The organism is Burkholderia sp. BCC1047 (assembly GCF_902833155.1).
GTDB lineage: Bacteria > Pseudomonadota > Gammaproteobacteria > Burkholderiales > Burkholderiaceae > Burkholderia > Burkholderia sola.
On record NZ_CADFEH010000004.1, the window covers coordinates 129931 to 143341 of the forward strand.

A 13411-nucleotide genomic window follows, 5' to 3' on the forward strand; every position below is an offset into this window, starting at 1 on the left:
ATCCATTGAACGACAGGCGACTGAAATGAGCGAGATTACCTTCGCATCGATCGAATCGAGCCATCAACTGGTCAGGTTTCTGATCGTGCTCGGCCTTTGCAGCGAACGATTGATGGTCCTGATGATGATTTTTCCGCCGACGTCCGACAACGTCGTGCAAGGCCGCGTGCGCACCGCGCTGGCGCTGCTGTGGGGCAGCTTCATCGCATACGGGCAACGCGGCCTGCTCGAGCAGGGGGATGCGACGATGCTCGTGGGCATCGGGTTGAAGGAGGCGCTGATCGGCGTCGGCCTTGGCTTCGCGGCGTCGACGGTGTTCTGGGCCGCCGAAAGCGTCGGCACGTACGTCGACGATCTGACCGGTTTCAATCAACTGCAGATGCAGAACCCGAGCCAGGGGCAGCAGACGTCGCTGACTTCCACGCTGCTGAGCCAGTTCGCGATCGCGGCGTTCTGGTGCCTGGGCGGCATGACGTTTCTGCTCGGCGCGATCTACGAATCGTATACCTGGTGGCCGCTGGCGAACCTCACGCCGGCCGGGGGATCGGTACTCGAATCGTTCGTGCTGCTGAAGACCGACTCGCTGATGGAAACGGTGGCGAAGCTGGCCACGCCGATGATGCTGATGCTGCTGCTGATCGATATCGGCTTCGGTTTTACCGGGAAGGTCTCGCAAAAGCTCGATCTGCCGTCTCTGGCGCAGCCCGTGAAAGGCGCGCTCACGATCCTGATGCTCGCCCTGATGGCGGCGATTTTCATCGATCAGGTACGTGATCAGCTGTCGCTCGTGGGCATCGCGGCCGAGGCGAGGGCGCTCGCGGGCGGCAAGTGAAACGCGCCGAATGCGCGAGCGAGCGCAAGTATGCGTTCGCCGATGGCGATTGACGGAAAAAGCCGGGAGAAGGACATGATCGAGACGTTGAGCGACAACGCGATCGTTACGGGGATGATGGACGTGCTGTGGGCCGGTGCGGCGCTGGATACGTTTTCGGACGTTCAGGACCTGCTCGACGCGATGGCGGTGCTGCGTCCCGGGAACGGCGAAATGCGCGAGGTGCTGGCCTGGTGGCATGTGCGGGCACGCGCGTGGGGCGAGGCGCTGAGCGAATTGCGCCGGGTGGAGCGCGATGGCGCGCTGTCGTCGCGCGGCATGGCGCTCGCGGCTGTATGTCTTTACGCGCTCGGCGATGCATCGTGGCGTACCTATGCGTACGCAGCGGCGTACCAATCCGACGACCCGATGGCGACGCGCACCGCCCAGGCGCTGCTTGCAGCGCCCGCGATCGGGCGCGGATAGGTCCCACTGAGGCCTGAAACGCGCGTCGATACGCTGATGCCGCGCCCGGCGCGACGGGCCGGGCGAACTAATCACGGCCTGCTTCGCCGTGCAACCGGCAGGCAGGCGATGCGCGTGCTATCGCCGGCCGGCATCGCGCAGCAGCCCGAGGCGCACGAGGCTTTCGGCCGTGGCGACAATGGCGTCCTCGCGCGGGCGCGGCGACCAGCCGAGCAAGCTGATGGCTTTCTGACTGGTGGCGTTCAGATTGCGGCCGAGCAACGGCAGCGATCCTCGCAGCGCCGGATCCCTGAGCGCGCCGATGCGCACCAGCCAGTCGGGCAGCACCCGGGTGGACACATGGCGCGCGGCATCCCCCATGCGTGCCTTGAGCACCTGCGCGACTTCGGCGAGCCACATGCTTTCGCCTGCAATGGCAATGAAGCGCTCGCCGTTCGCGGCTTCGTGGGTCATCGCTCGCACATGCAGGTCGGCGACATCGCGCACGTCGACGAAGCCGGAATTGATGCGCGGATTGCCGGGCTGGCCGTCCAGCATGCCCCGGATCAGGCGGATGGAATGCGAATAGTCGTCGCCGAGCACGGGCCCGAGAACCGTCACCGGATTGATCGCGGACAGTTGCATGCCGCGTCCTTCTCGCGCGATGAAATCCCACGCCGCGCGTTCCGACAATGTCTTCGACTTCTGATAAGGCCAGACATCGGCGGCCGTCAGATTGCTCCAGTCGGTCTCGTCGAAGGGGCGGCTCATTGGCCCGTGTCCGGCGCAGATCGCACCGAAAGCGGAGGTCAGTACGACGCGCTTGACACCGGCATCCCGCGCCGCACGCAGCACGCGCAGCGTGCCTGCCACGGCGGGCTTGACCCAATCGTTTTCGCTCGTCTGCGTGCCGGTCGGCGTGGGCGACGCGCCATGCACGACGTAGGTGCAGCCGGCGGTTGCCTGTTGCCAGCCGTCGTCGGAAAGGAGATCCGCCGCGACGAATGACAGACGGTCTCCGGGTTCTGCGCCGCCTCTTTCGAGCTGCGCGCGCACCTGCGTCTCGCGTGCGAGCGAGCGAACCGTGGTCCGTACCTGATAGCCGCGATCGAGCAGCGCCAGGATGCAGTGTTGCGCAATGAAGCCGGTGCCGCCGGTTACGAGAACCGATACGTCGTGGGTATTGCTGGTCATGTCGTTGAGTGTCCGGGACGAAGAACCGGAAGGTTAAGACCCGGCCCGCGGCTTGTTAATGCTCTATAGTGCGATTTACTTGCGCGACAGTACGATCATGAGTAACGACCCCTTCTCCGACATCCTGAGACTCACGAGCGCCGAATCGCTGGCGACGGGAGGCTTCTCCGCCGGCGGCGCCTGGGCCGTTCGATTTCCGGCACCCGACAAGATCAAGTTCTTTGCGGTGGTGAAGGGCACGTGCTGGGTTGCTATCGACGGAGCAGAAACGCCGATCCGCTTTGAAAGCGGTGACGTCGGATTACTGGCGGCAAAACGGTCGTTCGTCCTCGCAAGCGAACCTTGCGTTCCGCCCGTCGACGCGATGGCGTTGTTCTCGGGCGCCGGAAAGTCGGCGGTGAAACTGGGCGACGGCCGCGACTTCGCGCAGATCGGCGGGCACGTACTGCTCGATCCGGTCACCGGCAGCTTGCTGTCGGACGTTCTGCCGCCATGGATTCACGTGCCGGCCGTCTCGCCGCAGGCAGTGAAGGTCCGCTGGCTTCTCGAGCAACTCGTGGAAGAGCGTGCGGCCGATCTGCCTGGCGCGCAGCTCGTATCGGCCCAGCTTTCCCAGTTGCTCTTCATTCAGATACTGCGCGCCCATCTGAAAACGTCCGCGTCCTTGACGGGATGGCTGCGCGCGTTCGGCAATCCGCGCATCGCTCCCGCATTGCGACTGATGCACGGCGATCCCGCACGTTCGTGGCATCTGGATGAGCTTGCCGCCGCATGTGCGATGTCACGCACCACGTTCGCTTCTCACTTCAGGGCGAGCGCCGGGGTCGCGCCGTTGGCCTATCTCGGCGAGTGGCGCATGCGTGTTGCGGAGCGCCGCTTGCGCGACGAAAACATTCCGGTCGCGCTGCTTGCGCAGTCGCTCGGTTACTCGTCGGAAAGCGCATTCAGTCATGCGTTCAAGCGCATGTCCGGGTATTCGCCAATCGCATATCGCCATATCGTACGGACTGCTTCTGAAGGCGTAGGCAGTAAGCGCGTCGGCGTTCGCGCGGACGTCGAGGCTAGCGGTGCGACGCTGCAGTCGCTTCCATCGGAACCTCGGTGAAATGCGCGAGCGGCTCGGCGCTCGCATACGGACGCGCCGACAGTTTCAACAATCACGCAGATTCACCCGCCCCCGCGGGATCGTAGAACAGCGCAAAGAGTTCCGACTGCGACCCGACGCCGAGCTTTGCATAGATGTGCTTCTTGTGTGCGCGCACGGTCTCGAACGAGATCGACAGTTTCTCCCCGATCGCCCGCGTGGAGAAGCCGCTCAACGACAGCATCGCCACTTCGGTTTCGCGCGTCGTCAATGCACCGCGCCCGCTCTTTCCGGTCAGCATGCCGAAGCGCGTGTGCGGATCGGGCGCTTCTGGTTGCCTTGCGCGCGGCGTTTCGTTCACGACGAACGTTTCGAAGCGCAGGCGCTGCTGCATCAACGACAGCACCCAGGGCGTGTAAAGCGTAAGCAATGCGATCTCGCGCTCGTCGTATTTGCTCGTCTTGCCGAGCGAGAAACCGAGCGTGTGATCGCGATCGATCACGACGTTGAAATGCACTTCGTCGCCGACGATGTTCTTCTTGAAGTACCGCTGGTAATACTCGGTCATCCGGAAGTTGTCCGGCGCGACGTCGGCGAGTGTGTAGAAGCCCGACGCCTGCGTTTCGAACGCGGCGAGATAGAACGGATCGAGCTGGTAGAGCGCGGCCAGATAGTCCTGGAACATCAGGTCGATCTTGCCGTCCGGCATCGCCTGTTCGGCGAGCACGAGCGGCGCCGCGTCGCGCGCGAAGCGCAGCGCGACCCAGTTGTCGAAATCGAGATGCCGCTCGAGTACGCGCGTGAGACGCGCCCAGAAATGCGGGCCGTCGAGGGCGTCGATGGCCGAGCCAATCTCCCGATGAAAAGCGAGATCTCGCCATTCGAGGTCCATCGTGTGCTCCGGTGAGGGTAACCCTGGCGGGGAATTTCAGGTCAAAAATAATAACCCGATAATCGGCCTCGATTCGACGGGCGGCAGGCCGTTCGCTGCTTCGCTCGACGCGCGTCGCATGGCACGCGCAACGCATACGACATGCCACTGAAAGGCAATTGGAAGGAGAGGGCTTCATGCAGGTAGAACTCGCGCAACTGTCGCTCGTCGACGGAGACGTCGTGCACAACACGCGCAAGGTGATCGACACGATCGAGCGCGCCGACGTGGCCGGCGGCACGAAACTGATCGTGTTCCCCGAAACGACGCTGTCGGGTTTTCCGACGCGGGAGAACGTCGCCGACGTCGCCGAGACGCTCGACGGCCCGCGGCTGCTGGCGGTACGCGACGCGGCACGTCGCAAGGGCGTTGCCGTCGCGGTGGGCCTCGCGGAGCGCGACGTCGAACGGTTCTACAACACGACGGTACTCGTCGACGAGCGAGGCGACATCGTCCTGCGCTATCGCAAGACCCATCTGTGGGCGTCGGATGTCGGCGTATTCACGCCGGGCGACCGCTTCGCGACCTGCGTCTGGAACGGCCTGACGGTCGGCCTGCTGATCTGCTACGACATCGAATTCCCCGAGACGGCCCGCGCGGTCGCCGCGCTCGACGCCGATCTGCTGATCGTCACCAACGGCAACATGGACCCGTTCGGGCCTGTCCATCGCCGCGCGATCGCGGCACGTGCGATGGAGAACCAGATGTTCGCGGTGATGGTGAATCGTTGCGGGACCGGCGACGACGATCTGACGTTCGCCGGCCTGTCCACGCTGGTCGATCCGTTTGGCGAGAGCACGATCGAACTCGGCCGGGACGAAGCCGTCGCACCGGCGAGCCTCGATCCGACGCGCCTCGAAGCAAGTCGCGAGCATTACAGCTATCTGCACGACGCACGCGTGGCGCTCGGTCTGTCGCCTGTCGAACAGGTTGACGGGAGTCGCGTGCTCACGATCGACGCGGGCCGTCGCCGCACCGAGTAGCCCGAATCCCCGGTCCATCCGATGCATGGAGCAGGCACGATGCCCGCACATGCCCGGTCGTCCCATTGACATGCCGGAAATGCCTGCCGCACGGCACCCAGGCACTCGCATCGGCCCCAGAGGGGCCCAGGAGATCACATGCAAGCGTCGTCATCCAGTGAACCCGTTCGCCTGAAGCGCACGCTCGGCCTGCCGTCCGTGTTGCTGTTCGGTCTCGCCTATATGGCGCCGCTGATCGTCTACGGTACCTACGGCGTGCTCGCCAAGGCCAGCGACGATACGGCCGCGCTCGCCTATCTGCTCGCGCTGATCGCCATCGCATTCACCGCGCTCAGCTACGGCAAGCTCGCGCGGCTCTATCCGGCCGCGGGCTCGGCCTACACGTACACGCGCAGGACGTTCAACCCGTACCTGGGCTTCATGATCGGCTGGGCGACGCTGCTCGATTATTTCTTCCTGCCGATGGTGATCTGGCTGATCGGTGCGGCGTACCTGAACGCGGCATTTCCGCACGTGCCGACCTGGATCTGGATCGTCGCGTTCATCGTGCTGACGAGCGGATTGAACATCGTCGGCATCGAACTGGCCGCGCGCTTCAATATCGTGCTGATGGTCGTGCAACTGGCGATCGTCGCGATGTTCGTCGTGCTGTGCTGGCACTATGCGTCGGCTGCGGCGGGCCCGGGCGGCATCGCGATGGCGGAGCCGTTCTTCAAGCCGCACGTGCCGTTCGGCGCGACGATGGCAGGCGCCGCGATCGCCGCGTATTCGTATCTCGGCTTCGACGCCGTCTCGACGCTGACCGAGGAAACGATCGATCCGAAAAAGAACATGCCGCGCGCAATCCTGCTGATCGCGCTGATCGGCGGCGCGATTTTCGTGATCGCGGCGTATACGATGCAGCTCGCGCATCCCGGCGTCGAATTCAAGGATACGGATTCGGCCGCGTTCGAAGTCGCGAAGATGATCGGCGGCGACCTGTTCGTCACCGTGTTCCTCGCGGGCCTGATCCTCGCGCAGTTCGCATCGGGCATCTCCGCGCAAGCGAGCGTCGGGCGGCTGCTGTATGCGATGGGCCGCGACGAAATCTTGCCGAAGCGCATCTTCGGGTTCATTCATCCGCGCTTCAAGACACCCGCGATCAACATCGCGCTCGCCGGCGTCGTCGGATTGATCGCGCTGAAGCTGGATGTCGCCACGTCGACGTCGTTCATCAACTTCGGCGCGTTCCTCGCCTTTACTGCCGTCAATCTTTGCGTGATCCGGCTGTATCTGTCGGGCCATCACCGTGAGCGCAGGATCGGGGTATTCGGCGGCCTCGTGTTTCCGTTGATCGGCGCGGTGTCCGATATCTGGCTACTCGTGAGCCTCGAGAAGACGGCGCTCGTGCTCGGCGTCGCATGGTTCGTGCTCGGGCTCGTGTATCTGTGCTGGATGACGCGGCTGTTTCGCCAGGCACCGCCGGAAGTGGCGATTTGAACGACGAGCGGGCGGCGGGTGTTCGTATGCGAAACACGCGCGGCGCATCGGCCGACAGGCGGGTCATTTTGCCGAATCGGATGATGACGGAAAGTGCGCGCGTTGCTCCGCCCATTTCAGCATGGCATCCAGTGCGGGGCACAACGCCTGCCCCCAATCCGTGAGCCGGTACTCGACCTTCGGCGGCACCTGCGGATAGAGCTTGCGCGAAACGATTCCGTCGGCTTCCAGCTGCCTCAGTTGCTGCGCCAGCATCTTCTGGGAAATGCCCGGGATCAATCGTTCGAAATCGGAATATCGCTGCACTTTTCCGTCGAAGAGATGGAAAAGAATGATCAATTTCCAGCGCCCTTCAAGCAGCTGAATCACGTGTTCTACTCCGAGCGCAGCCGTCGCTGGCGTGTATTCCTTTCCCATGGCTCAGTCACTTACTTTTTAGTGCGTTCTTGTGGAATGGTGAGTCTATGACGAGAATGTCCGTCATGAAAGCCCACCGCGAGAATGCAGACATGACCCTGTTACTGCCGGATCCCGTCCCCGCCTATTTCGAATTCAGCAACGGCTCGCCGATGCGTCGGGCCGCGCACTGCTTCACGCCGGACGCGGTTGTCGTCGACGAGGACCGGACGTACCGGGGGCACCACGCGATCGAGTCGTGGAAGCGCGAGTCGCGCGAGAAATTCGAGTTCGCGGTCGAGCCTGCCGACGTCTCCCGGGATGGCGATCGCGTGACGGTCAGGGCAAGGGTGGTCGGGAACTTCCCTGGAAGCCCGGTGCTGCTCGATCACGTATTCGATCTGGCAGGCCACAAGATCACGTCGCTGGAGATTCATTGATGTCCATGACGCTGGAATTGCAGGGTAAGCGCGTCCTGGTGACAGGCGGGACGATGGGCGTCGGAAAGGCCGTCGTCGGCCTGTTCCGCGAACTCGGCGCGAAGGTAATCACCACGGCGCGCACGCCGCCGGCCGGTACGCCGGCCGACATCTTCGTCGCGGCGGACCTGGCGACCATCGAAGGCTGCGAAGCAGTGGCCGAGGCCGTGATGGCCAACTTTGGCGGCGTCGACGTGATCGTCCACGTCGTGGGCGGTTCAAGATCGCCTGCCGGCGGTTTCGCTGCATTGGGCGACGACGCGTGGCAGAACGAACTGAACCTCAATCTCCTGCCCGCGGTTCGACTGGATCGCGCATTGTTGCCGGGCATGCTGGCACAACGCTCAGGGGTTGTCATTCACGTCACGTCGATCCAGCGTGCGCTTCCGTTGCCGGAATCGACCACCGCCTACGCGGCAGCGAAAGCCGCGCTTTCGACCTACAGCAAGAGCCTGTCGAAGGAAGTCTCGCCCATGGGCGTTCGCGTGGTCCGTGTTGCTCCCGGGTGGATCGAAACCGAAGCGGCTGTCGCTTTCGCGGAGCGGCTCGCCGCGCAGGCCGGAACCGACTATGAGGGCGGCAAGCAGATCATCATGGATTCGCTTGGCGGCATTCCGCTCGGGCGGCCGGCGACGCCCGGCGAAGTGGCGGATCTGATCGCCTTCCTGGCGTCCCCGCGCGCGGCGGCGATCACGGGAACCGAGTATGTGATCGACGGCGGCACGATTCCGACTGCGTGAGCACACGAATGGCCATCGACAACCACGGATGACAAACGAATGAACGACAAGCGCCCCGTCGCGCGATGCGCGTGGGCCGACGGCGACCCGCTGATGCAGGCGTATCACGACCACGAATGGGGCGTCCCGGTTCGCGACTCGCGGCTCCTGTGGGAAATGCTGATGCTCGAAGGATTTCAAGCCGGGCTGGCCTGGATCATTGTGCTGCGCAAGCGCGAGGCATTCCGCCATGCATTTGCGGGCTTCGATCCGGCGACGGTCGCCGGCTACGGTGAGCGCGACATTCTGCGATTGATGGCCGATCCTGGAATCATCCGTTCCCGAGCAAAGATCGAGGCGACGATTGGTGGCGCGCGGATCTATTGCGACATGGAAGGCCGCGGCGAGCGATTCAGCGACTTCTGTTGGTCGTTCACCGATGGCAAGAGCGTGCAGGGCGATGGGGAAAGCTGGATATCGAGTTCGCCCCTTTCCGAGCGAATCTCGAAAGACCTGAAGAAAAAGGGGTTCAAGTTCGTCGGTCCGACTATCGTGTACGCGTGGATGCAAGCCGTCGGCATCGTCAACGATCATTCGGCGGCCTGCTACCGACGGGCGGCAGTCAGCCGCAAATGAGACAGGTGATGAGCGGCCCGGGCGGAACGCGCTGACCTGAATGACGTCACCCGCCATGGCGGCCGGTAGATCCGGCTTGAGCGCCAACCGCCAACTGGATCGCATTCAATCGTCGGATTCGATGTCGTCATTTGAAATTCGCCGGTGAGCGTTTCTATTTTGTTTTTAATGGTTGAAATAATAAACAAAAATATAAATTCACCAATGAAATGGAAATTGAGTGCATGCGCAGTGGGCGGATTCAATCAGTAATATCAATCATCATGAGAAATCGAGCGGTGGGCGTATGATGCATGCTCACGATCGCCCCGAATTCAAATAGTCGGCACACGGCTGCCCCCACGATCCTGCAGCCGGTAATAATCAAAAAAAGTCGTTTTGTAATGGGCGACCGGAAAATAACAAAGCATTCCAAAGCGCATCCACCTTGGCATGTTGCCTGCATCGGGAGTGATGTCCGGTCGCCCGTGAGGTTGTTCGTGAATATTCAAAGGAGACCGTCGCTCCCGTGACAAAGAAGGGGATGCCCTTTCAATTGTCGACGGGGATCCATATTGAAACTCACCGCACGTGAGACAGTCGTGTTGGGCTTGATTTCGCGAGGCCTCACCGACCGTGAAATCGCGGCCGAACTGTCCGTTTCCCTCTATACCGCGCGCAAGCATCGCGAAAACCTCCTCGATAAGTTCGGCGTCAGGAAATCGGCGGAGCTGACCATGCGCTATTTCGCCCTTTTTCCTGACGTGCTCAAAAAAACGGTATCGAGGGTCGTCCTGACCCGTTCTCGTCGCGCGAACGCGAGATCCTGAACCTGCTTGCCGCGGGCATGAGCGACAAGCAGGTCGCTCGCGCGCTCGGCATCAGCGACCAGACCGCGCGCAAGCATCGCGCGCATCTTCTCGGCAAGACCGCGTCGCCCAACATCTGCGCGCTCCTCCATACGGCCGTGCTTTCCGGCTGGCTCACCGCTCCGTCTCCCGTCACCGCGCCCGGCTCGCCGTAGCGAGACGCATACCGCATTTGCCGTATGGAACCGACAGGACCCGACTCGCAGAATCGATCTGCCGATTCGTCCGATGTTTGCACCGGGCCATGCGTACCGGGCCGATGGATGCGTCGACGGCCGGCATGTCGACGGCGCACGCGACGCAGGGCCTGCGAGTCGTGCTCCGACTGATTCCTCTTCATTAAGGATTCGAAAATGACTCATGTACACCATGCATTGCCGGGGGTTCCGCACGCGGTCTCGGGATATGTTCCGGCTTACGCGACGACGGTTGCGCAAGGGGAGTTCGCGCCGCAGGGCATCGGCGGCGCGGTCATCGGCACGGCCGCGCCGGTGCTCGGCGAGTTGCTCGGCCGGCTCGGCGGGCTGCTGCCGTTCTCGGCTCAACCGCAAGCGGCGTTCGCCCCGCAGGGCGTGTTCGGCGACATCCTGAAATCGGTCGCGCCGACGGTCGGCACCGTCGCGGGGCAATTGGGCGGGCTGCTGCCGTTCTCGGTCCAGCCGCAAGCAGCGTTCGCCCCGCAAGGCGTGTTCGGCGACATCCTGAAGTCGGTCGCGCCGACGGTCGGCACGGTCGCGGGGCAACTGGGCGGGCTGCTGCCGTTCTCGGCGCAGCCGCAGGCGGCGTTCGCGCCGCAGGGCATCGGCGGTGCCGTGATCGGCACGGCCGCGCCGGTGCTCGGCGAGCTGCTCGGTCGGCTCGGCGGGCTGCTGCCGTTCGCCGCGCAACCGCAAGCAGCGTTCGCCCCGCAGGGCGTGTTCGGCGACATCCTGAAGTCGGTCGCGCCGACGGTCGGTACGGTCGCGGGGCAACTGGGCGGACTGTTGCCGTTCTCGGCGCAGCCTCAAGCAGCGTTCGCGCCGCAGGGCATCGGCGGTGCCGTGATCGGCACGGCCGCCCCGGTACTCGGTGAGCTGCTCGGCCGGCTCGGCGGGCTGCTGCCGTTCGCCGCGCAACCGCAAGCAGCGTTCGCCCCGCAGGGCGTGTTCGGCGACCTCCTGAAGTCTGTTGCACCGACGGTCGGCACGGTCGCCGGCCAACTGGGCGGGCTGCTGCCGTTCTCGGCGCAACCGCAAGCAGCGTTCGCCCCGCAAGGCGTGTTCGGCGACCTCCTGAAGTCGGTCGCACCGACGGTCGGCACGGTCGCCGGCCAACTGGGCGGGCTGCTGCCGTTCTCGGCGCAGCCTCAAGCGGCGTTCGCCCCGCAAGGCATCGGCGGCGCGGTGATCGGTACGGCCGCGCCGGTACTCGGCGAGCTGCTCGGCCGGCTCGGCGGGCTGCTGCCGTTCGCCGCGATCCCCGCCCAGCCGGCATACCACTGACCTGTCGCGACTGTAGACCTGCGCCACCCGCGGCCGCCGCGGTGGCGCACCCGACGGACGCGCGTCGCGCAACGCCCCGATCGTTTCGGGCGGCGCGTCCGTCGCTTGCGACCGACTGACCCACGGCGTGCCTCGAGTGTCGCGCCACGAAGGAGATTGCGATGGACAAGGACAAGAAGCCCGCCGCCGCGAAGGCGGCAGCCGTGCCGGCGGACGGTGCCGCCGCACCGGATGCGATGCCGCCCGATGAAGCAGTTCATGTGACGAGCGGCAAGCGCCAGTATCTGATTGCGCCCCGGCGCGGCGTGCTCGCTCGCCAGGCCGCGGTGACGCCGATGTCGGCACACGACCTCGACAATGCGGTCGGCCGGCTGCCCGGCGTCGAAGTCGTGCGCGTGATCAACAGCCACAAGAACGCGCAGATGATGTCCGCTCGGCCCGACGAGGCGACCGACACGTACGTCGTCAAGATGGATCCCGCACACGCGCAGTTGCTGCAGGCGACGGCGCCGCCGGAAATGATCGTCGAGGAGGACCATCCGCTCGGCTACGGGAAAAAGCCGCAACAGGAGTCCGGCGCGGAGCTTCGTCCGCAGGCGGCGATTGCGTCGACCATCCTGCGCCCGGTGACGGTCCGCGTGCTCGGTGCGGACGATCAACCGCAGCCCGGCGTTCCGGTGACGCTCACGGGCGACGGCTTCCCGGTGAGCGGCACGACCGACGCGCGAGGCGAAACGACGCTGGCCGTCGCGCAGATGGCGCCCGGTCCGCTTCAGTCGCTGGCGGTGCGGCCGGCGCACACGTACTGGAACGTCTACCTGTCGGCGCCGGTGCTGTCGAGCGAGCAGGCGAATGTGGTGCGGCTCACGCCGTTGTCCCAGCCGAACCCGAACGTGCCGCCGCGTGCTCCGCTCGGGTGGGGGCAGCGCCTGATGGGCCTCGACGAGCTTCCCGCCACGGCGACGGGGCGCGGCGTCCGCGTCGCGATCGTGGATTCGGGGGCGGACGCGTCCCATCCGCTGTTGAACCATATCGTGCGCGGCGCCGATCTGACCAACGATCAGAACCCGGATACGTGGAAGGACGACGTGATCGGCCACGGATCGCATTGTGCGGGCGTGATCGCCGCGCGCATCAGTCCGCAGGCGGCCGACGCGCAGATGGCGATGCGCGGCTTCGCGCCCGACGCGGAGGTTCATGTGCTGAAGATCTTTCCCGGCGGCCAGTTCAGCACGCTGATCCAGGCGCTCGACTATTGCATCGATCACGACATCGACGTCGTGAACCTGAGCCTCGGCGCACCGCAGGCGTCGCTCGCCGTCGAGCAGAAACTGATGGAGGCCGTGCAGTCCGGCGTCGCATGTATCGTCGCGGCCGGCAATTCGGGCGGACCTGTCCAGTACCCGGCATCGTCGCCGTACGTGCTCGCGGTGTCGGCGCTGGGACTGCATCGCGAGTTGCCCGTCAACACGTGGGAGCAAACGCAAATCGTCGCGCAGGCTGCGACGGCTGACGGCCTGTTCTCGCCGACGTTCTCGTGCCACGGCCCGCAGATCGGCGTGTGCGGACCGGGAGTCGGTGTCGTATCGACGGTGCCGGGCGGGGCGTTCAACGCCGAATCCGGCACGTCGATGGCGGCGCCGCACATCACGGGGCTCGCGGCGCTGCTGGTGAGCGATCCGCAGATCGCCGGCCATCTCGGGCCGCGCAGGCCGGAACGCGTCGCCGCGCTGTTTCAGCTAATCCGGATGATCTGCACGCCGATCGTTCAGTACGACGTCACGAATCGCTTCGGCGCAGGCCTGCCGCGCTTCCAGAATCTTCGGCAGCTGTTGCAGAAGGCGGCCCGCTGACGGCATGCGAGCCGCGCCGGCCGCCGGCTGCTGACGTCCGGCCGACTTCGTC

15 protein-coding genes are annotated in these 13411 nt (G+C 64.7%); 12 read left to right on the forward strand and 3 right to left on the reverse strand.

Translation table 11 applies throughout. The annotated features are described in order from the left end of the window. Positions 1-25 precede the first annotated feature (25 nt). Positions 26-832: a type III secretion system export apparatus subunit SctT gene (gene sctT / locus HWX55_RS06655; RefSeq protein ID WP_089436243.1), complete on the forward strand. Its 807-nt coding sequence runs from the start codon at positions 26-28 to the stop codon at positions 830-832. A 30-nt stretch (positions 833-862) separates the two neighbouring features. Then, a complete protein-coding gene (locus HWX55_RS06660; protein ID WP_244140508.1) occupies positions 863-1297 on the forward strand; it encodes an HrpB1 family type III secretion system apparatus protein in 435 nt (144 codons plus the stop codon). Positions 1298-1414: 117 nt separating this feature from the next. Here the strand turns inward: HWX55_RS06660 and HWX55_RS06665 are convergent, their stop codons facing one another. Continuing rightward, complete coding sequence (locus tag HWX55_RS06665) at positions 1415-2470, reverse strand: aldehyde reductase (RefSeq protein ID WP_175974897.1); 1056 nt, start codon at positions 2468-2470, stop codon at positions 1415-1417. 58 nt (positions 2471-2528) lie between these two features. Between HWX55_RS06665 and HWX55_RS06670 the strand changes: the two genes are divergently transcribed. After that, on the forward strand, positions 2529-3575 hold the full coding sequence (locus HWX55_RS06670) for an AraC family transcriptional regulator (protein ID WP_175974899.1): 1047 nt from the start codon (positions 2529-2531) through the stop codon (positions 3573-3575). A gap of 52 nt (positions 3576-3627) precedes the next feature. Here the strand turns inward: HWX55_RS06670 and HWX55_RS06675 are convergent, their stop codons facing one another. Next, positions 3628-4446: a helix-turn-helix transcriptional regulator gene (locus HWX55_RS06675; protein ID WP_124554053.1), complete on the reverse strand. Its 819-nt coding sequence runs from the start codon at positions 4444-4446 to the stop codon at positions 3628-3630. A gap of 176 nt (positions 4447-4622) precedes the next feature. On the opposite strand from HWX55_RS06675, the gene HWX55_RS06680 reads away from it, so the two are divergent. Together HWX55_RS06680 and HWX55_RS06685 are read left to right on the forward strand one after the other, a co-directional pair. Next, a complete protein-coding gene (locus tag HWX55_RS06680; RefSeq protein ID WP_175974901.1) occupies positions 4623-5468 on the forward strand; it encodes a carbon-nitrogen hydrolase family protein in 846 nt (281 codons plus the stop codon). Positions 5469-5606: 138 nt separating this feature from the next. Further along, positions 5607-6947: an APC family permease gene (locus HWX55_RS06685; RefSeq protein ID WP_175974903.1), complete on the forward strand. Its 1341-nt coding sequence runs from the start codon at positions 5607-5609 to the stop codon at positions 6945-6947. A gap of 63 nt (positions 6948-7010) precedes the next feature. Here the strand turns inward: HWX55_RS06685 and HWX55_RS06690 are convergent, their stop codons facing one another. Continuing rightward, positions 7011-7364: a winged helix-turn-helix transcriptional regulator gene (locus HWX55_RS06690; protein WP_175974904.1), complete on the reverse strand. Its 354-nt coding sequence runs from the start codon at positions 7362-7364 to the stop codon at positions 7011-7013. Between the two features lie 65 nt (positions 7365-7429). On the opposite strand from HWX55_RS06690, the gene HWX55_RS06695 reads away from it, so the two are divergent. The 7 genes from HWX55_RS06695 (at position 7430) to HWX55_RS06725 (ending at position 13359) form a co-directional block, all read left to right on the forward strand. Continuing rightward, complete coding sequence (locus tag HWX55_RS06695; RefSeq protein WP_244140509.1) at positions 7430-7783, forward strand: nuclear transport factor 2 family protein; 354 nt, start codon at positions 7430-7432, stop codon at positions 7781-7783. Continuing rightward, positions 7783-8562: an SDR family oxidoreductase gene (locus tag HWX55_RS06700; protein ID WP_175974906.1), complete on the forward strand. Its 780-nt coding sequence runs from the start codon at positions 7783-7785 to the stop codon at positions 8560-8562. Before HWX55_RS06695 ends, HWX55_RS06700 begins: the two co-directional genes overlap by 1 nt. Before the next feature lie 39 nt (positions 8563-8601). Next, entirely contained in the window at positions 8602-9177 is a 576-nt protein-coding gene (locus tag HWX55_RS06705; RefSeq protein ID WP_175974908.1) for a DNA-3-methyladenine glycosylase I, read from the forward strand. A gap of 554 nt (positions 9178-9731) precedes the next feature. Continuing rightward, the gene (locus tag HWX55_RS06710; protein WP_175974910.1) at positions 9732-9986 is read left to right on the forward strand and encodes a LuxR C-terminal-related transcriptional regulator; all 255 of its coding nucleotides are present in this window, start codon (positions 9732-9734) and stop codon (positions 9984-9986) included. 17 nt (positions 9987-10003) lie between these two features. Then, positions 10004-10180: a hypothetical protein gene (locus HWX55_RS06715; protein WP_244140510.1), complete on the forward strand. Its 177-nt coding sequence runs from the start codon at positions 10004-10006 to the stop codon at positions 10178-10180. A 198-nt stretch (positions 10181-10378) separates the two neighbouring features. After that, a complete protein-coding gene (locus HWX55_RS36040; protein WP_244140511.1) occupies positions 10379-11506 on the forward strand; it encodes a hypothetical protein in 1128 nt (375 codons plus the stop codon). Between the two features lie 161 nt (positions 11507-11667). After that, positions 11668-13359 carry a S8 family serine peptidase gene (locus tag HWX55_RS06725; protein WP_175974912.1) on the forward strand — a complete coding sequence of 564 codons (1692 nt, stop codon included), beginning with the start codon at positions 11668-11670 and terminating at the stop codon, positions 13357-13359. The last annotated feature ends 52 nt before the right edge of the window (positions 13360-13411 follow it).

Excerpts from the sequence above, each read along its gene's own strand:
- sctT (WP_089436243.1), top strand. The coding sequence starts at position 26 with ATGAGCGAGATTACCTTCGCATCGATCGAATCGAGCCATCAACTGGTC.
- HWX55_RS06660 (WP_244140508.1), top strand. The coding sequence starts at position 863 with ATGCGTTCGCCGATGGCGATTGACGGAAAAAGCCGGGAGAAGGACATG.
- HWX55_RS06665 (WP_175974897.1), bottom strand. The coding sequence starts at position 2,470 with ATGACCAGCAATACCCACGACGTATCGGTTCTCGTAACCGGCGGCACC.
- HWX55_RS06670 (WP_175974899.1), top strand. The coding sequence starts at position 2,529 with ATGCTCTATAGTGCGATTTACTTGCGCGACAGTACGATCATGAGTAAC.
- HWX55_RS06675 (WP_124554053.1), bottom strand. The coding sequence starts at position 4,446 with ATGGACCTCGAATGGCGAGATCTCGCTTTTCATCGGGAGATTGGCTCG.
- HWX55_RS06680 (WP_175974901.1), top strand. The coding sequence starts at position 4,623 with ATGCAGGTAGAACTCGCGCAACTGTCGCTCGTCGACGGAGACGTCGTG.
- HWX55_RS06685 (WP_175974903.1), top strand. The coding sequence starts at position 5,607 with ATGCAAGCGTCGTCATCCAGTGAACCCGTTCGCCTGAAGCGCACGCTC.
- HWX55_RS06690 (WP_175974904.1), bottom strand. The coding sequence starts at position 7,364 with ATGGGAAAGGAATACACGCCAGCGACGGCTGCGCTCGGAGTAGAACAC.
- HWX55_RS06695 (WP_244140509.1), top strand. The coding sequence starts at position 7,430 with ATGAAAGCCCACCGCGAGAATGCAGACATGACCCTGTTACTGCCGGAT.
- HWX55_RS06700 (WP_175974906.1), top strand. The coding sequence starts at position 7,783 with ATGTCCATGACGCTGGAATTGCAGGGTAAGCGCGTCCTGGTGACAGGC.
- HWX55_RS06705 (WP_175974908.1), top strand. The coding sequence starts at position 8,602 with ATGAACGACAAGCGCCCCGTCGCGCGATGCGCGTGGGCCGACGGCGAC.
- HWX55_RS06715 (WP_244140510.1), top strand. The coding sequence starts at position 10,004 with ATGAGCGACAAGCAGGTCGCTCGCGCGCTCGGCATCAGCGACCAGACC.
- HWX55_RS36040 (WP_244140511.1), top strand. The coding sequence starts at position 10,379 with ATGACTCATGTACACCATGCATTGCCGGGGGTTCCGCACGCGGTCTCG.
- HWX55_RS06725 (WP_175974912.1), top strand. The coding sequence starts at position 11,668 with ATGGACAAGGACAAGAAGCCCGCCGCCGCGAAGGCGGCAGCCGTGCCG.